This is a genomic window from Kitasatospora sp. NPDC034533 (assembly GCF_055575155.1).
In genome coordinates this window covers 17064-43598 of the sequence record NZ_JBVITE010000017.1, presented here as the reverse complement: position 1 = coordinate 43598, position 26535 = coordinate 17064, and the positions used below count along the sequence as shown (strand labels likewise).

Genomic DNA, 26535 nt, shown 5'->3' with positions numbered 1-26535 from the left:
GAGTGATGTGAGCCTGACCACCGCGCTCTCCCACAGCCGGCCCGACGACGCAGAAGCCGCCCGCGTCGCCGCCTGGGCGGTGCGCCGCCTGGGCGACTCCCTCGCCGACAGCGCCCTTCCATCGGACATCGCCCGCCCCATCGAACTGCTCGAACCCCTGCTCCACGAGATCGAGGAGGCCCTGCTGCGCGCAGCCGAGGCCAGCGGCGGCGCGAGCCCCGCACCTTCCGCCCGCGCCGCCGCCGAGCAGTTCGGCCAGGCCGGCGCCACCACCGTCCTGCTGAGGCTGCACCTGGAGCAGATAGCCGCCCGGCTGCGGGGCTTCGGCCTCGACTTCCCCTCCGATGCCGCAGACCGCTCACCCCGGGCCGCTGCGGCCCAGCGCGCCGCACCGCAGAGCCTGCCTGCCCCTCGCTCCGTCCAACCGACCGCCGCGGTGCCCGCCGCGCCGACCGCCACCTCCGGCAGGACACGGTGAACCGGCTGCCGCAGGAAGAAACGGCCTCGGGCTCTCTCGCCTCCCTTCTCACTGCGGGCCTGCGCGAGGTCGCCGCACGGATCCGTGACTCCGCCGATCCCGTCGAAGTCGCCGGCCTGCTCCAGGAGATCACCCGCGACGGCGGCACCCTCGAAGCGGTGTCCGACGTGGTCGCGACCGCGAGCCGATGGGCCAAGGCCCGACCCGGCGGCGAATTCCTCTGGCAGCCGCTGAGCCGGGCCGCGGACGAGATCTGGGAAGCCGGCGCCGACCTCACCGACCTGCCCGCCCAGATCCGCGACCTCACCGCCGTCCCGGCCCGCATCCGCTCCGCCGCCGCACGCACCACCACCCAGGCCCCCGGCGCCGACCGAGTACAGACGCCGCCCACCCCCGCCGCGCCACCGCTCACCCCCGCACCACACCGCTCCCGAGGGCGGTGACGAAACGTTCCTCCTTGATCCCTTCCATCACCCGGTACGCCAGCACCCGCGACCTGCTCGCCTCCGCGCGGCACCATGCCCTGCGCCGGCCGGGCGGCGGACCTCCGCTGAGCGTCATCGGCGCCTGGCGCGAGATCACCGAAATCCCACCTCCGGGGAGTCGCGAACTCGATGTGCTCGCCGACGAGTTGAATGCCCTTCTCCGGGAGCACCGCCCGGAGGCGGGTTCGCGCCCGGGCCGTAGCCGCGACGTGTGGCACTGCACCATCCGTGACCACCCCGATGCTCCTCGCCTGACCGACGCCCAGTGGTCGGCCACCGCCCGCCGGGTCCTGGCCGCCACCGGCATCGTCCCGGCCGGCGACCCGTCGGCCGGGTGCCGGTGGATCGCGCTGCGGACCGGCAGCCACGAGGTTCGGATCATCGCCCCGCTGATGCGCGCCGACGCCACCGTTCCGGATCTTCACCGCGACCACGCCCTGGCGCTCGCCGCCTGCCAGCTCGCGGACCTCGACCGCGGCCGACGCCGCGCCGCAGCCGCGCGCACCGGGCACCGGCCCGTCACCTCCGTCACGCCGGCCACCGCCTCCCGGCTGTGGGCCCCGGAGCACCGGCCGGTGTCCCCCTCCCGCTGACCAGCGGCTTTCCCCGGCTCCGGTCGCAAGGGCGTGACCACACCGCGCCGCCGCCAGCCCGTCCCCAGGCCCGCACTACGACTGCGGCCTTCCCCACGCCCGCGCGCCCCGCCCCCGCGCCCGGGCTTCCCGCAAGGACCCCCTTCTGCCCTCCCCTTCCCCCAAAGCCCCCTCCTCCAGCCCCGGCACCGACGCCGTCCTCTACACCCTCATAGGCGCCGGCCTCGCCCTCGCCACCTATGGCTCCCTCGCCTGGGTCGGCGGCAACTTCACCAACTACTGCTTCGGCAGCGGCCCCTGGCAGCCGTACCAGCCGGTCGCCGCCGCCCTGCACCCCGACCGCCTGTGGCCGGCACTCAGCCCGCTCCAGGTCCTGATCGGCGCCCGGATCGTCCCCGGCGCGCTCTTCGCCGCCCTGGCCGCCGTCGGCACGGCCCTGATCCTCAAGCACCGGCGCTCCAAGAAGACCGCCGGGCTTGCCACCAGCCGCGACCTGGCCGTCCTGCTGCCCAAGGAGGTCTCGGCCAAGGCGAGAAGCCTGCGGCCCAGCCTCGCCGACGCCAAGCCGGGGTCCATCAAGGCCGACGACACCGGCATCCTCCTCGGCAACCTCGGCGACGGCGGACCCGAGGTCCGCACGTCCTGGGAGGACGTCGCGGTCGCGATCATGGCCCCCCGAAGCGGCAAGACCACCTCGCTGGCGGTCCCGTCAATCCTGCGCGCCCCCGGCCCCGTCCTGCTCACCTCGAACAAGGCGGCCGGCGACGCGTTCACGGTGACGCTCGACGCCCGGTCCGCAGCCGGCCGGGTGTGGACGATGGACCCGCAGCAGATCGCCCACACCGAGCAGGCCATGTGGTGGGATCCGCTGGCCGACGCCAAGGACCTCCCCGGCGCCAGGCGCCTCGCCCAGCACTTCGTCACCGCGTCCGTCGACGAGAACGAGCAGGGCGACTTCTGGTCCACCGCCGCCGCCAACACCCTGACCGCCCTCTTCCTGGCGGCCGGTGCGGACGGGCGCCCGATCACCGACGTGCTCGGCTGGCTCGCGCAGCCCGCCGACCGCACCCCGATCGACATCCTCAAGGAACACCAACTCACCGCCATTGCAGCCCAGTTGCAGGGCACCGTCAGCGGTGCGGTCGAGACACGGGACGGCATCTTCGAGACCGCACGCCAGTACGCGGCCTGCCTGCTGGACCCGAAGATCTCCGCCTGGGTCACCCCGAGCGACACCCTGCCGGAGTTCAAGCCCGCCGACTTCGTCTGCCACAAGGACACCCTGTACCTGCTGTCGAAGGACGGAGGCGGCAGCGCCTCGGCACTGATCGCGGCCGCCGCGGACAGCGTGATGCGCACCGCGGTCATCCAGGCGGAGCGCGACGGCGGCCGCCTCGACCCGCCGCTGCTGTGCGTCCTCGACGAGGCGGCGAATGTCTGCAAAATCGGCGATCTCCCGGACCTCTACTCGCACTTGGGCTCCCGCGGGGTCATCCCGATCACGATCCTCCAGTCCTATCGGCAGGGCCAGCGGGTCTGGGGCGAGGTCGGTATGGACGCCATGTGGTCCGCGGCCACGATCAAGCTGGTCGGCAGCGGCATCGATGATGCGGATTTCGCCGACAAGCTGAGCCGCCTCGTCGGTGACCACGACGTCGAGACCGTCTCGCACTCCACGTCCGAGTCCGGGCGCTCCACCTCGATCTCGATGCGGCAGGAGCGGATCCTGCCCGCCGACCAGATCCGCGCCCTACGCAAGGGCAGCGCCCTGCTCTTCGCCACCGGCATCAAGCCCGCCCTGCTCCAGCTTCGGCCCTGGTACAAGGAGCCCGGTGCCGACGTGATCGGCAAGGCCTCCTCCCGGCAGACCGCGGCGATCACCGCGCGGGCCAAGGCCAAGGCGGAGGCCGCCGCGTGAGCACCGCCACCACGAGCACCCCGACCGTGCGCACCCTGTCGCTGGGAGCCGGCGTCCAGTCCACCACCCTGCTGCTGCTGTCCGCCCTCGGCGAGCTGCCCCGCCTCGACTACGCGATATTCGCGGACACCGGCTGGGAGCCGAAGAAGGTCTACGAACACCTCGACCGCGTCGAACGGGAAATAGCGAAACCCGCCGGAATACCCATCCTCCGGGTTTCCTCGGGTAACATCAGGGCCGACGCCCTGGACCCGTCCCACCGCTTCGCCAGCATGCCGCTCTACATCCTGAACCGGGACGGCTCACCTGGGATGACGCGCCGCCAATGCACCGGCGAATATAAAATAAAGCCCATTAAGCGGCAGGTTCGGGAAATCCTCGGATACCCCTATCCGGCACGAATACCGGCCGATGTCTTCGCCGAACAGTGGATCGGCATCAGCACCGATGAGTTCCATCGCGCGAAGGACGCCGACGTCAAATACACGCGCAACCGATTCCCCCTGATCGAGCTGGGTCTGAGTCGCGGCGACTGCCTGGGCCTGCTCGCCGAGCACGGCCTGGAGAGCACCCCGAAGAGCAGCTGCCTGGGATGCCCGTACCACGGCAACGCACAGTGGAGGGCGATCCGCGACGGCGACCCGGCGGAGTGGGAGGACGTGGTCGCCTTCGACCGCGAGATCCGCGCCGGCAACGCCCGCGCCAACGCCGACGGCCGACCGCTGCTCGGCCAGGCCTACCTGCACCGGTCCCGGACGCCGCTGGACGAGGCACCCATCGACCGGCTCACTCGCCGCGAGCAGCTCGCCCTGGAGGAGCAGCTCGCCGCTGACGAGGCCGAGTTCGGCCCCGCCGACGGGTGTTCGCCGTACTCCTGCCGCTCCGGCGACCCCGTGTCCTGATCAACCCTCCCCTCTGGAGCCAGCCATCGTCTTCCGACAACCCGACATCGAACAGAACGGCCACGACGGCCGGCCACGCCCCCGGGGCGAGGACGATCTGCTCGGCGCAGGTCTCGCCTCGGCGCTGGCCCGCAGCCACCGGCCGCCGACCACACCGCCCGGATCGAGCATCACGCACTGGGCCGACCTGGTGGCATCGACGGAGGGACCGGTCGAGTTCGCCGGCGTCGTCGCGCACGTCGTCGACCACGACGACGGCGCGTTCGCCCAGCTGCACCGCTTCCTCGAGTTCGCCGAGGACCGGCTGTGGGAGCGGCACGACAACGGCCGGGCCAGGAAGTTCGCCGAGGCCAGGAAGCGGCTGGAGGCGATCGGCGCCGAACTCACCGAACTCGCAGCCGAGATGCTCGCACCGCCACCCGGCCGACACCATCCCGCGCTCGCCCACTCCAGCCACCTGCTCGCCCCACCGGCCGCCGTGGACCCCCTCCTCCCGAGCCGAACCGGGTCCACGCCCAGCCCACCCCCACGGCGACACGGCCTCTGACCTCGACGCGGTCGGTGCCACCACCACACCCGCCCTACCTGGAGACCATTACTGACGTCCTCGTACACCGCCGTCGACCAGGCGAAGGCCCTGCGTCTCATCCATCCGCTGCCGGACGGCACCACCACCGGCCTGCAGCAAATCGCCCGCCGCACCGACGCCGTCCGTACCAGGCCGGACGCGGTGACGCGCCAGGCGTACACGTCCCTGCCGCCCCGCCGGTGGCCCAACCTCTCCACGGCCGGGGATCCGGCGTGGTTCCCCCAGCTGCGGCAGACGGGCCCCTGGTCCCACCGGGAGCTGGTCGCCCTCGCGCACCCCTGGCCGGTCTCCTGGCTGTACCCGCCGCGACGCGGCGACCCGCCGAGGATCGTCAACCTCTTCGCGGGGCCGGGTGGTTGGGAGGTCGGTCTCCAGATCCTCGCCGACGGCGGCACGCCCTTCGATGTCGTCGGCGTCGAGCTGGACGAGAACGCGGCGGCCACCGCGAGGGCCGCCGGCTTCCGGCGCGTCGTCGCCGATGTCCGCCACCTCGACCCCACCCACCCGGCACTTCGGTACGTCGAGGGCCTGATCGTCAGCGCGCCCTGCATCACCTGGAGCCCTGCGGGGCTCCGGCAGGGCCATGCCTACGAGAACCGTGAGTTGCTGCTCGACATGCTGCCCCTGGCGCTGGAGGCGACGTTCGGGCACTGGCACGACGACGGCGAGTGCGACGAGACGGACAGCTGCCTGGTCTGCACCGATCCGGTCTGGGACGGCAACTGCGGGTGGACAGGCCCGCTGATCACCCGCAACGACGCCCGCGAGCCCATCTCCAGGATGACCGACCCGGGCATCGGGCTCGTGGCCGAGTCCGCGCTCTGGGCGCTGAGCCTGTCCGCCTGCTACGACAACCTGCAATGGCTCGCGATGGAGCAGTCCAGCGCGCTGCCGGCGATCGTCGCGGACGCGATCGGCGAGGTGCTGGAGATGGCCGACTGGTGCGACTCCGCCCACTGGACGCTGGACGCGGCGGACGTCGGCCTCGCCTCCCACCGCCGCCGCACCTACCTCGTCGCCGCCCGCCACCGCTACGTGATGTTCAACCCCGTTGACCCCGTCGATCCGGTTCCGGCCCGCACCGCGGCAAAGGCCCTGGGCTGGCCGGCGGGTGTGCGGGTCAACACCCGGGGCAACCGTTCCACCCCGGGCGGCAACGAGTGGTCGGCGGACCGGCCCGCTCCGGCCGTCACCGGCCGCTCCCGCAGCGCGTACTGGGCGCACGATCCGCAGCGACGGCTCGGGCTGGCAGAGGTCGCGCTGCTGGTCGGGATGCCGGCGGACCACCCGTGGGTCGGATCTCCCTCGGCCCAGTTCCAGCAGGCGGGCGACGTCGTGTCCCCCATCGAGGCGGCCCGGGTCCTGGGGCCGCTCGTCCGCCGCCCGTCGCACGACCCGGTGCGCCGCTACCTCGCGACCCTCTACGGCCCGCGCAGCCAGGCCGCCGCCGCCAGGTCCGTGGCAGCCAGCCACGCCCGGCGGGGCGCCGCGATCGTCTCCGCAACACCGGTGCTGCCGGGGCTCGACGCCTTCGCCGCGCCCACGGAGGCTGCAGTGCCCGCGCGCCCGGCGAAGCCTTCCCGCTGACGACGCTCGATCCGCCAGGAAGCATCCCGACACCCCCGATCCGAGCAGGAGGCTCGTGAAAGACATCGCCCAGGCCCTGCGCGGCTGGACGCCCGACGACCCGACGTCGGAGGCCGCCCTCGTGTACCTGGCCCTGGAGTCCGAGCTGTTCGAGGTCGTCAGCTCCCACCAGGCGGGCAACCAGCACTTCCTGGTGGCCTTCGACTGGGACACGCTCGGCGGTCCTCCCGGAATGCACCGGGCGCTCGCCGTCCACGTCGGGGTCGTCCCGGACACCCAGCGCTGCCGCGTCCGCGCCCGCAGGTCGCCGACCTTCGGGTGGGCAGGGCGCTGGCTGGTCGGGCAAGGGGCCGATCCACGCGCCGTCGCCGACTACCGGTCCGTCCCGGACGACCCGTACAACGTCGGCCCCGGTGACCGGGTCGAAGGGCTGATCTCCAGAAGGGACTACGGCTTCGCCCGCCCCGGCTCCAGGACCGCCCGGCTGATCGAGGACCCCATCCGACGCTGCGGCAACCGCTACCGCCTCCTGAAATCCAACATCGCCTACCCGTCCTTCTTCAACGGCGAGAGGCTCGACCGGATCGACGCACGCGCGGGCACCACCCCACCCCTTTCCGCCACCGACCTGGTCGCCGGGCTCGCCCCGCTCGGTCCTCCCGCTCCCGTGCGCGACCGCGCCGCACCGCTCCAGATTGCCGCCTCCTCCGCGCGACGGACACGGTGACGGTGACCGCCGCCGGACTCGCCCCCAGCATGGAGGCGGAACAGGCCCTGCTCGGCGCACTCCTCCTGGCACCCACGGAACTCGCCTCGGTCGCCCCGTGGTTGAAGCCGGCCCACTTCCGCCGTCCCGCCCACGCCGCCCTGTACGAGGTCCTGCTCGCTCAACGGACTGCCGGCCACCCCGGCGCGGAAAGCGGCGCCGACGACGGCCAGCTCCGAGACTTCGCACTGGGGGCTCTGGCCACGGCGGGAACGGCCAGCCGGGGGCTGGGCCCGGGCTACGGCGCGAGCCTGGTCGCCGCCTGCCCGCACCCGCGGCACGCCCGCGCCTACGCCAGGATGGTGCTGGAGGCATCGATCCGCCGCCAGGTCCACGAACGCGCGCACCGGCTCCAACACGCCGCGCGAACCGACGCCCCGGACGCCGTACTGAATCTGACCGGCGAACTGCGCCAGGCCCTCCACGACCTGGCCGACCTCTGGGGCGCCCTGGACGAACGGCCCCGACCGCTGCCCGGCCCGTGGCCACACGAACTGACCGACGCCGTCCGCGAGACGACCGCGACCGACGAGACCGCGCTGCTCGCCTCCGCCACCGCCGCCCCCGCAGCACTGGACGAGATCACCCGGTGGCTGCGCCCGGGCGACTTCCTCCACCGCGGCCACGGCGCCGTCTTCCAGGCCCTGGCCGCCCTCGGCCGCCGAGACGAGCCGATCGACCCCCTGACCGTGCTCTGGGAAGCGCAGCACCAGGGTGCCATCGCTTCCGGTGCCATCACGGCCGACGGCGTGCGCGCGGCCACCCGCGGCGGATTCACCGGTGATCCGCGGTACTGGGGCGAGCGGGTCCTGCGTGCCTCGGTCCTGCGCCAGAGCGCCGCGTCGGCGGGCGTCGTACGACTCCTCACCCGGGACGCCTCCCTGCCGGCCGCCCGTCTACTCGGCTGCGCGCTGCACACCCTCGGCCTCGCCGAGGCCGTCCAGGATCGCTGGCGCACCGCCAACGGCCTCCCGGCCCGAGCCGACCCGCCGCCCGGCAGCGCCGAACGGCGCGAGGCCGCACGCACCCGAATACCCGCCATCGTCCCTCGCGGCACCGCGCCCGCTTCGCCGGCCGAAGCCGCGGCACCGCCCGGATCCCCTGTCAGGAGCACCCGCTGACCGACCCCGAACAGCCCACACGACCCGTGATCCCGCCCGACACCCGCCGCGGCCGCTACAACTGGGAACTCGCCCGCGGCCAGATCGAGGCCTTCGGCGAGACCAAGAGCCTGCGCGCCTGGGCCGCCGACCCCCGCTGCATGGTCAAGAAGGAGGCGCTGCGCACCCGGCTGGCCCTCGGCTGGGATCCGGAGCGCGCCATCGGCACCGACAAGCACGACCAGACGCTTCCCGAGTACACGTACAACGGCCGGACGATGACCCTGCGCGGCTGGGCGGAGCAGATCGGCACCACCTACCACACGCTCTACCGCCGGGTCGCCATGCAGGACTTGAGCATCGAGGACGCCCTCGCCCTCGGCCCCGGATCCGCCAGGGACGACCAGCCGCTGACCGCGTTCGGCGAGACCAAGCCGGTCCACATGTGGGCGGTCGACCCGCGTGCCAACGCGACCGCGACCACGATCCACAGGCGCATCGACGCCGGCTGGTCCGCCCGCCAGGCGATCACCGAGGAGCCCGTCCACCGCAACGGCCTCGGTAGCGGCGCCCCATGGGCGGCGTTCGGCCGCCGGATGGGCCTACCGGACTGGGCCCGGCTCAGCCAGATTCCCGAACAGGCGCTACGCAACCTGACGGACCACCACGCCATGACCCTGGAGGACGCCCTCCAGTCCCTCGGCTGGCTGCCCGACTGGCACGGCCGCAGCGCCGCAGTCATCCGGGTCAGCGCCGCGGACCTTCGCCCGGGCGACCTGGTCGTCGAGGCAGCCCAACCCGACGCCGAAACGCAACAGCTGCTCACCGTACGCCGTGCCAGTGCCGGCCCGACCGCCTCCGACCGCGCGGCGGCCGCCACCGCTCGCGGGATCATCAGCCGCTCCACCGCCGGTGCCCTCCCGCGCCCGGCCCGGCTGGCCGATCCTCCCACCCGGCCCACCCCAACCCGCTCCCGCTAGCCCCTCCGAAGGAGTCCAGCCCTGCCCTCCACGAGTTCTCCCCGACCTCCGAGCCCCGAAGCCACCCGCCTGCGGGCCGCCGCGGACGCCATCGATGCCGTCGCCGACGCTCTGCCCGGCGCCTACCGGGAGGAAGGCCCTCCGGGTGTCCGCGAGTTGGCCCAGCACGTCGGCAACATCGGCGACCGGCATACCCACCTGGTCGCCACCGCCGCCGTGCTGGCGTCGTCACCGGGTGCCGACAGCACCCGGCGGGCCACGGCCCGCGCCCTGGCCGACGCCGGCGCCGAGGTCGGGCGGGCGATGTCCACCCTCAGCCGTGCCGTCGCCTTGTCCGCCCGTCTCCACGAGGTCGCGGGCCTGAACAGCCCGAACGCCGAAGCCGTCCGCGAGCGCGCCGGACGCGAACTGAACCTCGCCCTGTCCCATACCCGGCTCGCGCTCAGCGACGCCGGCGACACCCTGCGCCGGCAGGCCCGCTCGGGCCGCGGCTCCGCCGCCCTGCCCCCGGTACGCAACCGGGCCGCCCTCGCCCGCACGGCCGGGGCGCCTGCCCCCACCTCGCCCACCACCCCGTCGGCCGGCTCCGCCGCGGCCCCCGCCCCGGCCGCGGCACACCACCGCTAGCCTCACCCCAGGAGCCACCCATTTCCCGAACGAAGCACCAACCCATCGATTGTGAAGCAGAGTTGGCGCAGTTGGCCGCCGTTTTCACGCTCATCACGGAGAACCTCGGCCAGGCGACCCGCGTAGCCGGCCGCTCCCACATGATCAAGGCCATCTCCGAGGAGTGCGACAACGCCAGGACCGTGATGCGGCACTGCTCGGCCCGGATGCACGACCTCCTCGGAGCCCTCCCAGCGACCGAGGACCCGGTGCGCCTGGCAGCGGCGGCGTCGGCCTTCCGCACCGGGCGGGCGCGAGCCGCCACCGTCCACCTCCACCTCGCCCAGGCCCTGGCCATCCTCGTCGACGACACACCTTCGGCCCGAGAAGACGACGCCGAGGGTCGGGAGCGGGAGCAGCGCCTCAAGTACCAGATGCTGTGCGCCGTCAACGAGGGGTGGAGCACCGCTGGTGCCGCGGGGAGCGAGCTGGTGGCGCTGAGCGGACGGCTGTCGGCCACTGCCGCGCCTGCGACCGCCCGCCCCCAGCACACCCCTACCGCCTCCGCCACGGCGCCTGCGGCCGCCGTCGGCCAGCCGGGCGCAGCCGCGGGCCGCCGCCGATGACCGAGATCCGCGAGGAGGACGTCCAGCGTCTGGCCGACCTCGCCGACCGCCTCGCCGTCATCCGTCGCGGCCTTCGCCAGACCGCGAGACGGCCGCGGGCCGAACGGCCGGACCTCCTGGCCCGGGACATCGGCGCCCTGGCGGACTACGTCGTCTTCGCGTCCCGGCTGCGCGCCGAGCTGGCGCACCGCGCGGGGCCGGCGCCGGCGAACTACGGCGAGGACTGGGGGCCCGCGTTCGCCGCCACCCGCACCAGCCCCGTCCTGCACAAGCTCACCGAACTGCTGGACGACGCCTGCGACCTGGCCGACCAGAGCAGGCCTCGCAGCCAGTACCGTTCGCGCTTCCAATCCGCCGGTCTGGACTTGCGCGTCTCGGCCCAGTTTGCCTCGGCCGACGCGGATCTCACCCAGGTGATCGCCACGATCCGCCGCTTCCGCACCGGGCTCGGCAAGGTCCGCGCGCGTGAGCTGGAGCAGCAACAGCAGGCTGTGGCGGACCCCACCGGGCCCACGCCCCGGGCAGGCGCCGCCCGGGCAAAGGCCAGGGGCCTGGCGCCCCTTGACGCGCTCACCCCGGGCCCCGACCAGGAGGCGGCCGGTACGGCGGCCCGGCAGTCCCGGGCCTCCCGGCCCGCCGCACCACCAACCTCGACCGCTCCTCGCCGGTAACTGACGCCGTGTCCCCCCTGACGATCGGAGTGCCCTGAACGACACCGACCCCACGGCCGTGATGCGGTCGCTGGCCGACCGGCTGGAGGCCGTACGCCGCACGCTTCCCGGGATCACCGACCACCCCTCCCAGGCCGCGTGGCCGATGACCCACCTGGTGGCAATCGCCGCCGAGGCGTCGGACGAGTACCTCTTCCGGGTCGCCGACCCCAAGGCCGACCGCCTTGCCCTCGCCGCGTTCGCCGCCGCCGCTTCGCGCACCGGTGAGGCCCTGGCCGCCGTGGCCGGTGCCGCGACCCGGCTCCTCGACCCGGGCGGCGCGCGCGGAGTCCAGCAGGCGCTCGCCGACGCCGATGCCCTGGCCGCCACGGCCACCCTCGAACTGAGCGCCGTGGCCGATCTGCTCACCGACTCGGCCCCGGCACCGGTGGTCCCGCTGCACGCCGACGAACTGCACCGGCGCCGCACAGCTCAGGCCTCGGCCGCCGCCGCCCGGTCCCGGATCGTCAGCGCCCAGCCCGCGAGCAGCGCCCACCCCGCACCCGCCGGCCCCACGGCACCGGTCATCCCGCTGCGCCGGGGCCACTGACCCTCAGGAGCCCTGCTCTGTCCACCGCGCACCCCACCGCGTGGGAACTCGCGGCGATGCTCGACGAGGTCGCCGCCTCCTGGCCCGCCGTACCCGCGCACGGCCCGCTGCCCGCCCCGGACACCGTCGGCGTGCAGCTGGTCCACCTGCGTCTGCTCCACGGCCGACTGGCCGACGCCGCCCTGGCGCCGGGCGACGCGTTCGCCGCGCCCGAGAAGGCCGCCGCCGCCCGCCGCGAACGGCGGGCCACCACCCGGGCGGTCTCGATGTCGGCGGTGGCGCTGCAGCGGATCAGCGAAGTCCTCGAACTCGCCGACACACACCAGCTCACACCGACGCGCCTCGCCTGCCAGCACGCCCAGTGGCTGTACCGGGACGCCGCCCAGACGCTCGCTCTGGCCGCCCGCCACCTGCGCGACAACGGCCCGGCGCCCCGATCGGCCGCCAAGTCCACCCGCCCCGTGTCCGAGGCCGACCGCCCCTCCCGCGGAGCGGCCGCCCGCCTGCGCTCCGCCTTCGCCCGCACGTTCCGCACCGGTCCCGACGCCGCGCGCCCCGGCCACCAGCCCGCGGCCGGCCCCTCCATGACCAAGCGGCTCTGATCCCCCATTCCTGGAGTCCGTCCCTGCCTTCCCCCGAAACCCACCTGCCCGCTTCCCTGTCCGGTGCCGCCGAACGCATACGCGTCGCCCGGACCGGCCTCGACTCCCTGCGCCGAGCGGACGCCCTGCACCTGGTGCCCACCCACATCGAGGCGCTGCGCCGGATCCACCTGTCCGTCGTCGCGCTCGCGGCGGACCTCACCGCGTCCCGCTCTCCCGGCACGGCGCCCCATCGCGCCGGACTGGCCCTGCGGGACGCCGCCCTGGGGCTCGCCGAGGTGGACCAGCACCTCGCCGCCGCCAGCCGCAACATCTGGCGCGACCATGCCACCGGCTCCACCTGGACCGCCGATCCGAGTGGATACCACCTGGCGCTGCGGCGGTCCGAGCTGGTCCTGGACCGCGCCGCCACCGGCCTGCAGTTGACCGCCGAGCGCGCCGCCACCCCCGCCCGAAGCGGCCTGCGGGCCGGCGCCGCGCGGGTGCGTTCCGCCTTCGCCCGGCGGGCGGCTCCCGCAGGCGTTTCGGTCGCCGCCGCACCGCACACCAGGGCCCTGCCGACGGGCGCCCGGGTCAAGGCGTCGCGATGACCGGTCTTCGCATCGGCTCGCTGTGCTCGGGCTACGGCGGCCTCGACCTCGGTGTCCAGTCCGTCCTCGGCGGCACCGTGGCCTGGCACGCCGACCCGGCGCCCGGCGCCGCCGCCATCCTCGCCCACCACTGGCCCGACGTCCCGAACCTGGGCGACATCACCGAGGTCGACTTCACCGATGTCGAGCCGGTCTGTGTCCTCGTCGCCGGGTTCCCGTGCACCGACGTCTCCGTCGCCGGGGGCCGGGCCGGGCTCGCCGAGGGCACCCGTTCCGGGCTGTGGCACACCATCGCCCGCGCCATATCAACTCTCAAGCCCTGTCTGGTGATTCTGGAGAATGTCCGAGGCCTGCTCTCGACCCCCGCTCGCTCGCATACCGATGGCGACGTGGAACCGTGCCCGTGGTGTCTGGGAGACACCGGAGATGAGCGTCATCTGCGGGCACTCGGTGCCGTACTCGCAGACCTGGCCTTCGCAGGGTACGACGCGCGCTGGCAGGTGCTACGCGCATCCGACGTCGGAGCACCCCATCGGCGCGAGCGGGTCTTCATCGCCGCCTGGCCTGCCGACCCCGAGGGCGAGGGACTCCCGGGGCCCGGACGCCGGGCGGGAGGACCTCGGCCACGTGGTCACGCTGCTGCTCACCCCGACCTCGAATCTGGGCTCGATCGGCGGCTCCCAGCACCCGGAGCTGCGGCGGGCCGGCGGCCACGGCCCGAACCTGAGCGATCTGGTGGAGCACCTGCTGCCGACCCCGCGGGCGAGCGACGGCACCAAGGGAGGCCCCAACCAGCGCGGGAGTCGGGGCGATCTGACCCTGCCGAGCGCGGCGGCGAGGCTGCACCGGACCTCGAAGGCGAGCGCCTCCGGGGGCCCTTCCAGGACCGGCCGCAAGGGCCTCGCCTCGCCCCCGCCGCAGCCGGAGCTGCCGATGTGGCCGCCGCCGCGGCCCGCTGGGGCGAGTACGCCGCCGCTATCACCCGTTGGGAGCGAATAACCCGCCCGGCGCCCGATCCCGTGGATTCCCGCGGGCGTCTTTCCCCGGAATTCGTCGAATGGGCAATGGGCCTCAAAAAAGGCCATGTGACGCAGGTCACGCCACTTTCCCGATCCGCCCAGCTGACCGCCCTGGGAAACGGAGTCGTCCCCCAACAGGCCGCACTGGCAACCGAGTTGCTGACACCCGATATTCCTCTCTGCGGAAACCACCCGGCGCCTCTCCCGTGAATTCCAGGTGGCCATACCCCATGGCATAGCTCCTGAGCAAGGGATTGGCCGACGGGCAGAGTCGTTTCCACCGACGCACGACCGATTTCCCAGGAGCCGCCCTTGTCCACCCCTACGCCCGCCGATCCGCCCGGCCGTCCGGCGTTCTCACCGGAGACCGTGGCCGAGTGGCGTGCCACCCTGGCCCGCCTCCAGGCCGAACGCGACTCGATCGCCATCGTGGCCGAGCGCCTCGCCGAGGAGCAGGACGAAGCCGATCCCGCGTCCGAGGTCCTGGTCGAAGACGCCCTGGCCGCGGAGGCGGACGGCACACCGGAGGAGTCCGACGCGGTGTCGCTGACCATCCTCGCCTTCGACGACGACGCGCTGGCCGCCGAGGTCGCCACGATGGCGCCGTGGGTCGACCACATCCTGCTCAGCGTCTACGGGCAGGAGATCACCAGCGGCAGGCCCTGGTGCGCCCGGTGGCCCGAGCACGACGAGGCGCTGGCCCGGATCTACCACTGCTGGCTGGCCTGGCAGGAACTGACCGACTCCCGCTCCGGCGCCACCGGACCGAGCGTGTGGCAGCGCGACCACCTGGAGCCACTGCTGCTCAAGCTCCGTGCCCCGGACGGGCCGTTCGGCGCGTGCACCACCAACCCCGACCACCCGCACCACCGACTTCTGCCGCACCCGCCGCACACCGACCCGGACTCCCTGCCCCAGCCCGGGGTGCCCCGCATCTCCGTCTAGCCGAGGACCGCCCGTGACCGCCGCCCTGCTCGACTTCGATGCCCACCCGGCGGCGCTCACCGACCTCGACCAGCTCCCGCAGGACCTGCAGGACGCCGCCGTCGACCACCTGCGCCGCCTGGTCCGCTGCCAGCAGCGCGGGCCCCTCCTCGGCCGGCGCGGCCTATGGGACCTGACCGGCTGCCGCCGGATCTACCTCGACCACGACCACTGCTGGCGCCTGGTCTGCCAGGAGCGCCCGCCCCGGGCCGCCTCCGGCTGCGGCGAGATCTACCTGCTCGCCGCCGGACGCCGCAGCGGCCACCAGGTCTACAACACGGCCGCCCGCCGCCTGCAGCTGCTCACCGACGCCTCTGCGGCCTGACCCGGCCGCCGCCGCCCGTCTTCCTCCACGCGAAGGACCACCATCATGCCCTCCTCCTCCCTTGCCCAGGCCCAGCGCATCCAGGCCGCCGTGTCCGTCCTCGGCCCGCAGGACACCATCTCGATCCTGCGCCTGCTCAAGCTCGCCGACGGCACCCGACCGATGTCCGAACTGGCGGAGAAGTCCCACGGGATGACCGAAGCCCAGCTGGAGCGGCGGCTCGACACGATGGAGGAGAACGGGCTGATCACCCGCCGACAGGAGGCCGGCACAACCGTCGTCTCCTCCACCCGGGCGGGGCGCGAGGCCGTTTCCTACCTCCAGATCCCCATCACCCGCTGGGCCTCCGCCCACCAGGGCGTCCCGGAGTTCGGGACCGGCCCGGGCGCCTACACCGAGCAGGCCCTGGCCACGCTCAATCGGGCACACACAGTCTCCACCGTGATGGCCCTGGCCGCCTACGGGGAGCCCGCCTACCCGAGCGAGATCCTCGACGACGCCCTGCCGGCCGGCATAGACCCCAGCAGCCTCTACCAGCGGCTGCAGCAGCTGGAGGCGGACGGGATCGTCGAGCGCACCGGCGAACGCCGCACTTACATGTACGGGCTGACCACCGCCGGAAAGGCCCTCGCCGATCCGCTGGAGGCCATCGGCCGCTGGGCCCAGCGCCACCTCCCGGCGCCTCCCCGCTCCGAGACGACCGTCCGCCGCGCCGGCGCGCGCACCACCGCTCCCGCCGCGCCCGCCCGTCAGGCCCCCGCGAAGCCCTCGCCCGTGCCCCCTGCCAAGGCCGCAGCCCCGGCCGTGACGCCGTCGCCGTCGCAACTGGCCGCCACGCGCGCCAAGGCCGCCTCCGTCCGGTCGGCGACCGCCTCGCTCGTCTTCAGCCACGGGGCTCCGCCGCAGCCCGCCCCCCTCGTCTCCAACTCCACTGCCGCCAAGCGGCGCTGAGGCCCCCCATGGATTCCACCACCACCCCGTCCGCCCCTCGGGCACGCCGCACGGCCGCCTCCGGCCCGAAGCCGAAGCCGCGGGTCAGGCCCGACCTTCCCGACCCCTCCCGCAGCAGCCGGACCGTCGGCGTCCGGCCCGCCTACCTCGCTCTCGGCTCGCTCACCTCCGTCGCCCGCGCCCGCAGGGTCCTCCAGGAAGCGTCCTGGGCCGACGCCGCGCGGGACCAGGGCCACATGTTCTCCCGCGGCGGCGTCGAAGTGGTGCTGCACGACCCCGCCGACAAGCGGTACCAGCGCGAGGCGCTCACCGCCCAAGGCCCCGGCTGGCACGCGTCGTTCAGCTCGCAGACCCCCGACGAGGTCCTGGCCTCGGCCGCCGAGGCGCTGGCCGAAGCCGCCATGGTCAGCGAGGAAGGGGCACCGGACCGCTCCGACCTCGACGATGCGCTCCGCTGCCTGTCCGATGCCGGGTGGGACGACGCGGACGCCCTCGGCCGCGGGGTCACGCGGGTCACCTCGCCCGACCATCTCGCGGAGGTCCTGTGTCCTCCCGACCAGGAGGCCTGGCTGGTCACCGTCGGTTTGGACGGCGAGGGCTGGGAGGCCGAGCTGGTGGGCGACTGCCCGGAGGCGCTCGTCGAGAGCGTCATCGGCTGCCTCGCCGCCGAGTCCCCGGCCCGCCGCCGCAGCGCCGATCTGCCGAACGCGCTGCACCGCTACCTGGATATCGGGCCGGACCCGTACCGCTCCGACGCGGCCCGCCAGACCTCGCCGTCCGCCCGGGCCGCAGGTCCCGCCGCGACCGTCGTCACCCCTGTCCAGAGCGCCACCGCAGCCCCCCGGAGGAGCCGTTGACCACCGACCGCCACGAGGCGACCGCGCTGCTGACCGCCGACCTCAAGGAGGAGTCGGAACAGGTCCAGGCGCTCGCCCGCGCCCTCAACCTGCCCCACCACGCCCTGGACCCGGTGCGGCTGCTCAGCCGCAACCTGCTGAGCATCCTGGTCCACCTCGCCACCGTCAGCGCCTCGGCCGCCGCCGTCGTGGACGCCGCCGACCCGCCCACCGGCGCCCACCTTCGCTCGCTCGCGCGGATCGAACAGGCGCAGCAGGCCCTGCTGTCCGCCGGCGGCTCGATGGCCACCGTCCTCGACCAGCTGGCCTCCCCCGACCGCACCGTCACCGACGCCGCCGGGCTCGCCCAGGCCGGACGCCTGCGCGCCGGCGCGCTGCTCACCAGCGCGAGCGCCCACCTCGGGGCCGCCGCCGCCGCGCTGCGCGCCGCACCGCCCGGCTGATCCCGCCACCCGCACCACCAGGAGACTCCGCCGCCCGCATGCACCCCGCTTCCACCTCCCGGCCCCGCCCCGCCACGCGCGACGTCCTCGCCCGCCCGCACGTGCGCGCGCTGCTCGCCGGAACCCTCGTCGGCCGCCTGCCCACCGCGATGGCGCCCCTCGCGCTGCTGCTCGCCGTACGGGCTGCCGGCGGTCCGGTCGTGCTCGGGGGCGTGCTCGCCGCCCTCTACGCACTGGCCGGCGCCATCGGGCAGCCCCTGCTCGGCAGGCTCGTCGACCGCTCGCGCCTGGGAATCGTCTCGGCCCTTGGGGCGAGCGTGGCGTTCGTGGCGTTCAGCCTGCTCGCCGCGACCGACCCGGCCGCGCGGCCGCTCGTCGCCGCAGTCCTCGCCGTCCTCGCCGGTGCTGCAACACCGCCGCTGGAGGCCGGACTTCGCGCGCTGTGGCCGCGGCTCGTGCCCGATCCGGCCGAGCAGCGGGTGGCCTTCACCCTGGACAGCGTCAGCCAGGAGGCGGTGTTCGTCGCCGGGCCCCTGGCCGCCACGGCCCTGTGCGAACTCCTCTCCCCTGTCGCCGCGTTGTGGGCGTGCGGAGTCATCGGCGGCATCGGCGCCGCCGTGGTCGCCACCCGCCCGCCCGCCGGCTGGCCGCCGGCCGAGCGGCGCGAGGTCCACTGGAGCGGACCTCTGCGCTCGCGCGGCCTGCTGGTCCTGCTCGCCGCGATGCTCTGCCTCGGCGTCAACCTCGGCGCCTTCAACGTCCTGGCCATCGCGCTCGCCGACCGCACCGGGACCGGGTGGCTGACCGGGCTGCTGCCCGCCGCGCTGTCCGTCGGCAGCCTGCTGGGCGGGATCGCCTACACCTGTTCCCCCTGGCCGCTCTCCCCTCAGCGCCAACTGCTCGCCGCGGCCGGCGGGTACGCGCTGTCGTTCACGCCGATGCTGTTCGCCACCGCTCCGCTCGCCGCCCTCGCCTTCGCCGTCGCACCCGGCCTCTACCTCTCCCCGCTGCTCGCCACCGCCTTCGCACTCTGCGACCGGCTGGCGCCCAGGGGCACCGCCACCGAGGCCGCGGCCTGGCTGGTCGCGGTCGTCGGCGTCGGCCAGGCCCTCGGCACCGCCGTCGCCGGCCGCCTCGCCGAACACGGCACCACCCCCGTCGCCACCCTGACGGCGTTCGCCGCCGTCCTGGCCGCGGCCGTCCTCCTTCCCCGCACCGACCTGCTCAACCCCCGCCCCACCACCTCTCAGGAGACCAGCACGTGACCACCAGCACCACCGCCGCCGCCCGTATCCGCATCGTCTGGGACTGGAACGGCACCGTCCGCGACGACCTCGGCGATCACGTCGCCGCGCTCAACGCCACGCTGCCCGCCCTCGGCGGCCGTCCGATCGACGTCGACACCTACCGCTCCCAGCACCGGGTGCCGATCCGCAGCTTCTACGACCACCTCCTCGGCCGGCCGATCTCCGACGCCGAGTGGATCAGCAACGACGCCGCCTTCCTCGCCGTGCTCCACCAGCGCCCGGTCCAGCTGCGTGCGGGCGTCAGGCAGGTCATGCTGAGCCTGCGCGCCCGCGGCATCCGCCAGTCCCTGCTCTCCCTCGCCCCGCACGAGCGGCTGCTCCACGAAGTGGAGCAGGTCGGCATCGCCGGGCTGATGGACCGCATCGACGGCCGCGTCGGCCCCTCGGTCTCCACCAAGGCACCGGCGCTCGCCTCCCACCTCGCCGCCCTCGGCCCCGGCATCGACCCGGCCAGCGTCATCGTGATCGGCGACAGCGCCGACGACGCGGTCGCCGCCCGCGCGGTCGGCGCGATCCCCGTGCTGCACACCGGCGGCCTGCACTGCCCCCAGCGCCTGGCCACCGACGGCGCCCCCCTGGTGGACACCCTGGCCGAAGCCGTCGAGGTCGGCCTCGCCGCCGTCGCGGCCCGCGCGTCGGCCACGCTGTGAACCGGCCCTCCGACACGCCCGCACCGACCGATCCGACGACGATCGGCACCGCGATGGTGCTCCGGGAGTTCGACATCGCTCACCCCAGGGACATACCCGGTGGGCGCGACGACGAGGGAAACCTGCTCGGCAGCTCGGCCTCCGAGGTCCTCCGGGCAGCGCGCCGCCTCGACCACGTCCAGCAGAACATGGTCGCCAGCGCCCGCAGCATCCGCGGCGACGTACAGCGCGTCATCGACGGCCTCGACACCGACATGCCGCTGACCACCGGCGTGCTCGGCACCAGCGCCCACACGCTCGACCTCCTGTGCGCCCGCCGCGCCGAAATCCACCAGCGCCTCGATCGCCTCATCGGGCTGCACAAGCTGCTGGCCGCCCAGACGCCGGCCGGGCCCGCCACGCCGGAGCGGGCGCCGCAGCGGCAACGCGCGACCGAGCCGCCCCGGCCGGTGAAGCTGAGTCCCTCCCAGCGCCTGGCCCTCGACGCCGTCGCCCACGGCGAAGTCACCGTACGGTCGAGCGGCATGCGGCACGGCGAGCAGATCATCAGCCCGGGTATGCGCGTCAGCACCGTGTCGGTCAACTGGCTGATCGACCGCAAGCTGGTCGGGCACGACATGAGCCGGTCCCTGTTTGTGGGACGAAAGCTTCGGCTGACGCCCGCAGGTGCCCGGGTGCACGCCTCCCTCGCCGGGAGCCCCGGCACCGAGGCGGCATCCCCCACCGCCGCGACGCCGGACCCGACCCCGGCACCGGCACCGGCGGACAGCATCCACCTGCCCCGCACGGTGAAGGCGGCACGATGACCACCGTCAGGTCGGCCACGGGCCCAGCCCCCGCCAAGCTGGTCGACGGTGCTCCGGCGAACGCCGGGCACCTGCTCGTCCTGGAGCGCCTGGGCATGGACACCTACGGCCTGGCCGACCGGCACACCGAGGCGGGCGAGCTGCGAAGCCCCGCCCTGCTGCTGGCCCGGCAGGCGGAGCGGGTCGACGACGCCGACCAGGAACTGCGCCGCCACGCCTCCGCCGCGGCCCAGGAGCCCACCGTCCGCCGGACGCCGCACCGATGACCGACACCACCGACGCCGACTTCGGCCTCGCCGGCCTCGACCCCGCCACCGCCGACGACGCCGTCGGCGCCCGCATCCTGCACCACAGCGGTGCCAACTACGCGGTGGAGCACGCCCAGGGCCTGCGCACCAGCGCTGTCTTGGGCGCGGTCGACGGCCGCCACATCGCCGCCGTCATCACCCGCAACCAGCGCGCCGGCACCTACACCGTCCGCCTGCACCACACCGGCGACAGTGCCGACGCCCGCACGTGGCTGGCCGCCCAGGCGGCACGGGCGAACGCCTCCGCGACACCGACTGCGGCCCGCCGCGCCGCCGCCACCGCGCGCAGCACCCGCACCACCCCAACCGGCCCCGGCCCGGCCGCCGACTCCGCCGCCTTCGCGCCCGCAGGCCGATCCGCAGTTCGGCACCACTGACCCAGGAGACTCCATCGCCCTCACCGCAAGATCCGCCCTCGGCTTCACGTACGATCTGGAGCCCACCGACGAGGAGAGCGAGGAAGTCCTTTCGCTCCTCGTCAGCCGCCAGAGTGCGTTCATGGTCCTCGCCGCGCAGCACCGGGCCGACCCGTCCACCGGGCTGCGCACCAGCTATGTGATCGCCTTCGACAGGTCCGCCATCTACGGCGTCCCCGGTGAGCCCGACATCGTCGCCGTCCACCTGGAGCGTGACGACACCGCCGGCACCATCCGGGCTGCCATGGAGACCGAGGCGCTGGTGCCGCTCGCTGAGCGCTGGCTCATCTCCCGGGGCGCAGACCCCGAGCAACTCGCCCAGACCGCGATGCCCATCCGCCCCGCCGACCCACTCACCCGGCAGATCGAGGAGTTCCTGCGTTCCTCCGGTGACCGGTTCACCGTACGCAGCAGCTACACGGACGAGGGCGAGCCGTACGAGATCTGGGTCATCGCGCAGGACACCGCCCCCTCCCCCCTTGAGGCTCCGGTGCGGGTCTGGCACAACCGGCGGCAGGTCGGCGACGACACGTACACCCTGCGCGAGGGCGGCTTCGCCGACCTCGATGCCGCGTACGCGTGGACCCGGGACACCAGCGCCCCGCTTCCGCCCGTCACCTCGCCGAGCGCCCGCGCCGCCGCCGCCCGCCAGAGCACCGTCCCGGCCACCGGCAGGCCACGCCTCAACCCGACGTCAGCTCAGCCGCCGCCCGGTCCCGGGCGTCCCCGCTCCCGTTGATTCCCTCCCCGACCACGTCACCCAGGGCCACCTTGACCGCGACATCGCGCATCCACGTCCAGCCCGTCTACCTGGCCACCTCCGTCACCACGCCCATGCCCCACCACGGCTGGATGCAGCAGACGACACCGACGGCTGCCGAGCTTCCTGAAGACCGGCGCTCGGCGGCCGGCCCGCGTTTCGCCCACCCCGTACGGCTGCGCCAGGCCGCCGCCACGACCGGCCCAGTCCCGGGCACCACCAGCCCGTCCAGGAGCCGCCGATGAACGACACCACCTCCAGCGGAGCAGCCGGAGCACAACAAGCAGACCGCGAGCCAGCGTTGGTCGCCTTCGCCCAAGGCCTCGCGCCTCGCCTGCCCGGCGAGTGGGCCGCCGATATCATGGATCTGTCGACCACCGCCGCCCGCACCGCGCTCCACGGCCGGCTCTGGGACCTCGCCCACGCCGACTGGGCGCTGGGCGAGATCAGGTACACCAGCGCCGGGGTCCTACGCGGTCCGGCGGGCCGCGAACTACTGGTGCTGCCCCGTCCCTTCCCCCGCACCGGGCAGTACATCGTCGCCCCGCTCCTGCCGACAGTGTTCGGCCGCACGACGGACGACGTCGAGCGCCTCTCCCCGCACGGCATCACCGTCTCCCCCGATCCGGCCCGCGCCGCAGCGGCGGTGACCAGCCGGCTTCTTCCCCGCTACGACCGGGCGCTCCGCAGCGCCCTGCCGGACTTCTCTTCGCCTAACGAACTGCAGCCCTGGGGTGGCCCGTTGTCCCTCTCGGACCGCGATCCGGCCGTGCTGCGCGCCTCCGTCCTCAACGTGCTCGCCGTTGCCGAGTTCAGCGTGGACGACACGGCCGGTCTGGCAGAGGTCCTCCCCGGGGCCAGCGAGTACGTCTCCGGCTATGCCAGGGCACCGCTGGTCCACGCCGTGACAGTGCAGGCACTGCTCTCCACTGCGGGACTTGGCAGAGCCTCCCTCCTCGACCCCGACACTCCGCTGCACCTTCGGAACCTGTCCGCCCGCCCCCTGTCCGAACAGCACCGCCTGCTGCGGCAGACCGCCGTACGCCTCGCCGAACCGCCAGCCACCCCACGGTCGTCAGCTGCCCGTGTCCGCTCCGCCGCTCCTCCGCTGGCCGGCCCGGTCCGGCTGGCGCCATCGCCCCCGCCACCAATCGTGTTGCGCGGCGCCGCGCCGACGCGCTGAGCTCCTGCCTCTTCGACCCGTCCCTGGGAGACCACCATCCCCTCTTCTCCGGCTCCCGGCACCGGTGTCGGCCTCGACATCTACTCGTACGGGCGCGCCGTGGCCCGTGAGGCCCTTCACGACGCCCATGTGCTGGCCGGGCGCGTGCCCATCCTCGACCAGCTCGCAGCCTCGGCCGCCCACCGCACCGAGCACGCCCCGCACCTGGCCGCCGCCGCCCTCTCGGACGCGGCGTACCTGCTCGCGCACGCCGTGGACCCCAGCATCGAGCACGCGCTCGAATGGCGTGTCCCTCGCATCCTCGCGAACCTGGACCACGCTCCCGCGCAGGTGCGCGACAGCGTCTTCGCCAAGGCCAAGCGGGCGGCCGACCACGTCCCCGCCCTGCCGCACGCCAATGGGCGCTCGCCGGCCCCGCTGACCGGCCCGGCCCTCTCCTGGCCGGCCGACGACGCCCTGCGCGAGCAACTCGTCTACGCCGTCCACACCGGCCTGCGACTCGCGGAGATGCGGTACACCGGAACCGAGGTGAGTGACGACCGGTGGAAGCCCGGCACCATGTCGCTTCCCGAAGCCCTGCACGGCGTCAGCGCCGAGGCCTGCCGGCTTTCCGACCTCGTCCAGGTGGCCCACGCCGTCGCCCGCGGCAACGAACTGCCGATCGGCGCAGGCCCGTTGGACGAACGGATCCCCTCCTACATGGCCCACGTCGTGCGGCTGGAGCCCATCACCCAGGCCGACACCCTGTCCGTGGCCCGCATGGACTTCGCCACCCGCAGCCTGGAGGAAGCAGTCGGCGGGTCCGGCCAGGCCCTGTCGGCCCGCGCGGTGGCCGCACGCCCCACTCAGGACCACGCGCCCGTCGGCCACGCTCCGGAGCCCGGCGTCACGAGCACCGGCATCGCCCCGGGGAACCGGAGAGCCCTGCGGTGACCTCCGACCCCCGCTCCCGGCTGGTCGGCATCGCGCCGCCCTACCTCGCTGGCGGCCCGGCCGACTACCAGGAGGTGCTGCACCTCCTGCGCCGCGACCACGGCTGGTTCGTCACCACCCACGGCCACGGCGTGCGGGCCCTCAGCCCGTGCGGCCGGGTGAAGATCCACGAGGCCCGCTGGTCCACCAACGGGCCGGCGCTGATCCTGAGCGAGGAGGCTCCGGACAGCAGCCTCCTCTGGTACGCGACCATCAGCAGCCACACCCCGGTCGAGTTCGTCCTGCCCGCTGTCGCCGTCCTCGCCACCACGCTCCAAGCGGCCCCCCAGGCACCCCACAGCCCGCCGAACGGCGACGCCGAAGTCGACTTCGAACGCTGGTCCCCCGCCCCGGGGTGGACGGTCACCTTCTCCGGCGAGGACTACCAGGTGCACGACCCGCCCGACACCCTGGCCAGCTTCGTCCTGCGCCGGCCCGGCCCGGGCGAGAGCAGCTTCCCGCGCCAACAGGAGCCCGGCTACAGCTTCTTCGGCGGCCCCGAGGACAGCCCCCACCACTGGAGCGCCGAGTTCTCACCCGGTTCCCCGCCCGCGGTAGTGGCCGCGATGTACCGCGCCGTCGCCGACCCCGCACCCGTGGTGCGCCGCCCGGTCGAGGTCCCGCCGTTCCACTGGCCCCACGCCACGATCGTCCCGCTCGCCGCCCCCGCACCGGCCCGCAGGATCGCCGCCGCCACGCGCACCACCACCGTCCTGCCCGCGCCGGCCCAAGCCCCAGCCGCCCGGCCCGAGGCCATCCGGACCCCGCGAACACCTAGGAGAACACCCTGACTTCGTCCTTCCCCGGCACCGACGCGCCCAACGACCCGGACACCTGGCGCGAGTACTTCGTCTCTCCTCGCTACCTCACCCCCGGTGCTGGCATGCCCGACACCGCCATCGGCCGCCTCGCCAACGCCCGCTGGCTCATGGGCGACGACCCCGTGGCCAACGTGTACCTCGCCTCGCCGGACCTTCGGATCCGGGTCGGCTTCCTCCCCGAGACTCCTGGCCCGCTGTGGAAGGCCACGGCCTCCCCCGACCCCTTCCACGGCGCACCGGCCTGGATCGTCACCATGGACGACAACACCCCCGCCGAGATCATCGCCGACTTCGCCACCGACCTCGTCACCGCCCACGCCGAGGGCCCCAAGCACTACCTGGCCGACACCTACCCGACCGACCTCGACGAGACCCTCGCCGCGGCGGGCTGGCGCACCGTCGAGGACGAACGCCTCACCCACCTGCTGTGGCAGTCGCCCGACGGCTACGCCGAGGTCCACCACCTCCCAGGGGACCTGGACCCGAAGGACGAACTCGCCGGCACCAAGGCCCGCTGGGTGATCAACGGAGGCACCGACGCCGAACGCTGGTGGATCACCGCGTCCTCAGGAACACCGACCCGCCTGGTGTCCTCCCTGTACGCCGCCGTCGTCAACCCGGCCCCCGTCCGCCGTTACGGCGCCGACCTGCGCACCCTGCCCGGACAGGCCACCGTCAAGCCGGTAGCCCCGGTCCGCGGCAACTCCCGTGCCCTGGCCGCACACGCGGCAAGCGCCCTCATCCGCTCCGCCCAACCCGCCAACACCGCCTCTCCGGTGCCGACGGCCTCCCCCGGCACGGAACGCCGGACGTTCTCCCGATAGCTCCCCACCCGCACACCCACGTCATCATGTTGCGCCCCTAGCCCGAGCTGTCCGGTCTTGATGGAGATGGCGAAGGGCCAGGTCAAATCGGAGAACTACCATCCGGGCTGTGCTGTAGCGCGTACGTCCGCTGCCGGATCAGATCGGTCACGACGTATCGGTGCTGGCCGCAGCTGCGGGCGGCGGCCTCGACGGCGGGCAGCAGTCGGCGCTCCGCATAGATGACGACGCCGTCCTCCGCGTACCAGCGGACGTCGCGATCGGCGAGGCGGGCAGAAACGAGCCGAGCCGCACGGCACTGCCATCCCGTGGCGCTGGTGGCGAGGAGGTGATCGGCCACCTCCCCGGGTGAGTGCTCCGGCGCACCCGTGTCGTACCCCTCGCGCAACCCGAGCCCGACGACTACCTCGCCGTTCCCTTGACCGGTACCCCGGGTCCATCCGGTGGCCGCGACCAGCCGGTGCACAGCGGCATCGCACACCGACGTGTCCGGCGTGCCGTACGTACGGCTCGGGTCCCGGTACAACACCACCTCGTCCACCGGCTCGTCGGCGGTCCCAGGCAGGAAGGCCGCGACCGGCCACGTGCGAGCCAGGTCGGTGAGCACGTGCCGGACCCACTGGATCGACACTGCGGTTGGCAGGTGCACCGGTTGCGTCCAAGCGCCCTCCGCGGAGGCCACCTCGATGTAACGCGTCGTCATGGGATGACTGTGCAGCAGATGAAGGGGCCTCGACCTGCGGTTCCGACTTTCCCGTTCATAATCTTCCCCGAGCCTCCGCCGGGTTCATAGACAGGGCGGCTCCGGCCCGGCCTGGGGGCACTTG

At 74.0% G+C, this 26535-nt stretch carries 34 protein-coding genes; 33 read left to right on the top strand and 1 reads right to left on the bottom strand.

All coding sequences use genetic code 11. The features are described from left to right. Positions 1 to 7: 7 nt before the first annotated feature. The 33 genes from ACZ55U_RS15210 (at position 8) to ACZ55U_RS15050 (ending at position 25708) form a co-directional block, all read left to right on the top strand. Entirely contained in the window at positions 8 to 478 is a 471-nt protein-coding gene (locus tag ACZ55U_RS15210; protein WP_465526370.1) for a hypothetical protein, read from the top strand. After that, positions 475 to 921 (top strand): hypothetical protein, encoded by a 447-nt coding sequence (locus ACZ55U_RS15205; RefSeq protein ID WP_465526368.1) that lies wholly within the window; start codon positions 475 to 477, stop codon positions 919 to 921. Before ACZ55U_RS15210 ends, ACZ55U_RS15205 begins: the two co-directional genes overlap by 4 nt. A gap of 14 nt (positions 922 to 935) precedes the next feature. Further along, positions 936 to 1556 (top strand): hypothetical protein, encoded by a 621-nt coding sequence (locus ACZ55U_RS15200; protein WP_465526366.1) that lies wholly within the window; start codon positions 936 to 938, stop codon positions 1554 to 1556. A gap of 145 nt (positions 1557 to 1701) precedes the next feature. After that, entirely contained in the window at positions 1702 to 3474 is a 1773-nt protein-coding gene (locus tag ACZ55U_RS15195; protein ID WP_465526517.1) for a type IV secretory system conjugative DNA transfer family protein, read from the top strand. 68 nt (positions 3475 to 3542) lie between these two features. Further along, a complete protein-coding gene (locus tag ACZ55U_RS15190) occupies positions 3543 to 4376 on the top strand; it encodes an adenine nucleotide alpha hydrolase family protein (RefSeq protein ID WP_465526515.1) in 834 nt (277 codons plus the stop codon). Between the two features lie 190 nt (positions 4377 to 4566). Further along, on the top strand, positions 4567 to 4923 hold the full coding sequence (locus ACZ55U_RS15185) for a hypothetical protein (protein WP_465526364.1): 357 nt from the start codon (positions 4567 to 4569) through the stop codon (positions 4921 to 4923). A 183-nt stretch (positions 4924 to 5106) separates the two neighbouring features. Further along, complete coding sequence (locus tag ACZ55U_RS15180) at positions 5107 to 6552, top strand: DNA cytosine methyltransferase (protein ID WP_465526362.1); 1446 nt, start codon at positions 5107 to 5109, stop codon at positions 6550 to 6552. A gap of 55 nt (positions 6553 to 6607) precedes the next feature. Further along, positions 6608 to 7279, top strand: coding sequence for a hypothetical protein (locus ACZ55U_RS15175; protein ID WP_465526360.1), 672 nt, complete (start codon positions 6608 to 6610; stop codon positions 7277 to 7279). Positions 7280 to 7281: 2 nt separating this feature from the next. Continuing rightward, positions 7282 to 8439, top strand: coding sequence for a DnaB-like helicase N-terminal domain-containing protein (locus ACZ55U_RS15170; RefSeq protein ID WP_465526358.1), 1158 nt, complete (start codon positions 7282 to 7284; stop codon positions 8437 to 8439). A gap of 26 nt (positions 8440 to 8465) precedes the next feature. Then, complete coding sequence (locus tag ACZ55U_RS15165) at positions 8466 to 9398, top strand: hypothetical protein (protein WP_465526356.1); 933 nt, start codon at positions 8466 to 8468, stop codon at positions 9396 to 9398. A 156-nt stretch (positions 9399 to 9554) separates the two neighbouring features. After that, complete coding sequence (locus ACZ55U_RS15160; RefSeq protein ID WP_465526354.1) at positions 9555 to 10025, top strand: hypothetical protein; 471 nt, start codon at positions 9555 to 9557, stop codon at positions 10023 to 10025. A gap of 71 nt (positions 10026 to 10096) precedes the next feature. Next, a complete protein-coding gene (locus ACZ55U_RS15155; RefSeq protein WP_465526352.1) occupies positions 10097 to 10630 on the top strand; it encodes a hypothetical protein in 534 nt (177 codons plus the stop codon). After that, the gene (locus ACZ55U_RS15150) at positions 10627 to 11301 is read left to right on the top strand and encodes a hypothetical protein (protein ID WP_465526350.1); all 675 of its coding nucleotides are present in this window, start codon (positions 10627 to 10629) and stop codon (positions 11299 to 11301) included. Before ACZ55U_RS15155 ends, ACZ55U_RS15150 begins: the two co-directional genes overlap by 4 nt. A gap of 58 nt (positions 11302 to 11359) precedes the next feature. After that, a complete protein-coding gene (locus tag ACZ55U_RS15145; protein WP_465526348.1) occupies positions 11360 to 11890 on the top strand; it encodes a hypothetical protein in 531 nt (176 codons plus the stop codon). Between the two features lie 56 nt (positions 11891 to 11946). Beyond that, on the top strand, positions 11947 to 12492 hold the full coding sequence (locus ACZ55U_RS15140; RefSeq protein WP_465526346.1) for a hypothetical protein: 546 nt from the start codon (positions 11947 to 11949) through the stop codon (positions 12490 to 12492). A gap of 134 nt (positions 12493 to 12626) precedes the next feature. Beyond that, the gene (locus tag ACZ55U_RS15135) at positions 12627 to 13082 is read left to right on the top strand and encodes a hypothetical protein (protein ID WP_465526344.1); all 456 of its coding nucleotides are present in this window, start codon (positions 12627 to 12629) and stop codon (positions 13080 to 13082) included. Beyond that, the gene (locus ACZ55U_RS15130; protein WP_465526343.1) at positions 13079 to 14311 is read left to right on the top strand and encodes a DNA cytosine methyltransferase; all 1233 of its coding nucleotides are present in this window, start codon (positions 13079 to 13081) and stop codon (positions 14309 to 14311) included. Before ACZ55U_RS15135 ends, ACZ55U_RS15130 begins: the two co-directional genes overlap by 4 nt. A gap of 102 nt (positions 14312 to 14413) precedes the next feature. Further along, positions 14414 to 15046, top strand: coding sequence for a DUF4913 domain-containing protein (locus tag ACZ55U_RS15125; protein WP_465526341.1), 633 nt, complete (start codon positions 14414 to 14416; stop codon positions 15044 to 15046). A 13-nt stretch (positions 15047 to 15059) separates the two neighbouring features. Next, positions 15060 to 15410: a hypothetical protein gene (locus tag ACZ55U_RS15120; protein WP_465526339.1), complete on the top strand. Its 351-nt coding sequence runs from the start codon at positions 15060 to 15062 to the stop codon at positions 15408 to 15410. Positions 15411 to 15455: 45 nt separating this feature from the next. Continuing rightward, positions 15456 to 16361: a winged helix-turn-helix transcriptional regulator gene (locus ACZ55U_RS15115; protein WP_465526337.1), complete on the top strand. Its 906-nt coding sequence runs from the start codon at positions 15456 to 15458 to the stop codon at positions 16359 to 16361. Positions 16362 to 16369: 8 nt separating this feature from the next. Next, the gene (locus ACZ55U_RS15110) at positions 16370 to 17218 is read left to right on the top strand and encodes a DUF317 domain-containing protein (protein ID WP_465526335.1); all 849 of its coding nucleotides are present in this window, start codon (positions 16370 to 16372) and stop codon (positions 17216 to 17218) included. Then, on the top strand, positions 17215 to 17661 hold the full coding sequence (locus tag ACZ55U_RS15105; protein ID WP_465526333.1) for a hypothetical protein: 447 nt from the start codon (positions 17215 to 17217) through the stop codon (positions 17659 to 17661). The genes ACZ55U_RS15110 and ACZ55U_RS15105 overlap by 4 nt, the downstream gene beginning before the upstream one ends. 38 nt (positions 17662 to 17699) lie before the next feature. After that, a complete protein-coding gene (locus tag ACZ55U_RS15100) occupies positions 17700 to 18926 on the top strand; it encodes an MFS transporter (protein ID WP_465526331.1) in 1227 nt (408 codons plus the stop codon). Then, positions 18923 to 19618, top strand: coding sequence for an HAD family hydrolase (locus ACZ55U_RS15095; protein ID WP_465526329.1), 696 nt, complete (start codon positions 18923 to 18925; stop codon positions 19616 to 19618). Before ACZ55U_RS15100 ends, ACZ55U_RS15095 begins: the two co-directional genes overlap by 4 nt. Continuing rightward, positions 19615 to 20424 (top strand): hypothetical protein, encoded by an 810-nt coding sequence (locus ACZ55U_RS15090; RefSeq protein ID WP_465526327.1) that lies wholly within the window; start codon positions 19615 to 19617, stop codon positions 20422 to 20424. The genes ACZ55U_RS15095 and ACZ55U_RS15090 overlap by 4 nt, the downstream gene beginning before the upstream one ends. Then, positions 20421 to 20690, top strand: coding sequence for a hypothetical protein (locus ACZ55U_RS15085; protein ID WP_465526325.1), 270 nt, complete (start codon positions 20421 to 20423; stop codon positions 20688 to 20690). Before ACZ55U_RS15090 ends, ACZ55U_RS15085 begins: the two co-directional genes overlap by 4 nt. Next, the gene (locus ACZ55U_RS15080) at positions 20687 to 21109 is read left to right on the top strand and encodes a hypothetical protein (protein WP_465526323.1); all 423 of its coding nucleotides are present in this window, start codon (positions 20687 to 20689) and stop codon (positions 21107 to 21109) included. The genes ACZ55U_RS15085 and ACZ55U_RS15080 overlap by 4 nt, the downstream gene beginning before the upstream one ends. Before the next feature lie 121 nt (positions 21110 to 21230). Beyond that, on the top strand, positions 21231 to 21887 hold the full coding sequence (locus tag ACZ55U_RS15075; RefSeq protein ID WP_465526321.1) for a glycosyl hydrolase: 657 nt from the start codon (positions 21231 to 21233) through the stop codon (positions 21885 to 21887). 32 nt (positions 21888 to 21919) lie between these two features. Beyond that, positions 21920 to 22153: a hypothetical protein gene (locus tag ACZ55U_RS15070; protein ID WP_465526319.1), complete on the top strand. Its 234-nt coding sequence runs from the start codon at positions 21920 to 21922 to the stop codon at positions 22151 to 22153. Further along, complete coding sequence (locus ACZ55U_RS15065; RefSeq protein WP_465526317.1) at positions 22150 to 23091, top strand: hypothetical protein; 942 nt, start codon at positions 22150 to 22152, stop codon at positions 23089 to 23091. The genes ACZ55U_RS15070 and ACZ55U_RS15065 overlap by 4 nt, the downstream gene beginning before the upstream one ends. Before the next feature lie 144 nt (positions 23092 to 23235). Continuing rightward, complete coding sequence (locus ACZ55U_RS15060; protein WP_465526316.1) at positions 23236 to 24024, top strand: hypothetical protein; 789 nt, start codon at positions 23236 to 23238, stop codon at positions 24022 to 24024. Then, entirely contained in the window at positions 24021 to 24854 is an 834-nt protein-coding gene (locus ACZ55U_RS15055; protein WP_465526314.1) for a hypothetical protein, read from the top strand. The genes ACZ55U_RS15060 and ACZ55U_RS15055 overlap by 4 nt, the downstream gene beginning before the upstream one ends. 92 nt (positions 24855 to 24946) lie before the next feature. Next, a complete protein-coding gene (locus ACZ55U_RS15050; protein WP_465526312.1) occupies positions 24947 to 25708 on the top strand; it encodes an SPDY domain-containing protein in 762 nt (253 codons plus the stop codon). An 82-nt stretch (positions 25709 to 25790) separates the two neighbouring features. Here ACZ55U_RS15050 and ACZ55U_RS15045 read toward each other — a convergent pair whose 3' ends face one another. Beyond that, complete coding sequence (locus ACZ55U_RS15045; protein ID WP_465526310.1) at positions 25791 to 26411, bottom strand: hypothetical protein; 621 nt, start codon at positions 26409 to 26411, stop codon at positions 25791 to 25793. Positions 26412 to 26535 lie beyond the last annotated feature (124 nt).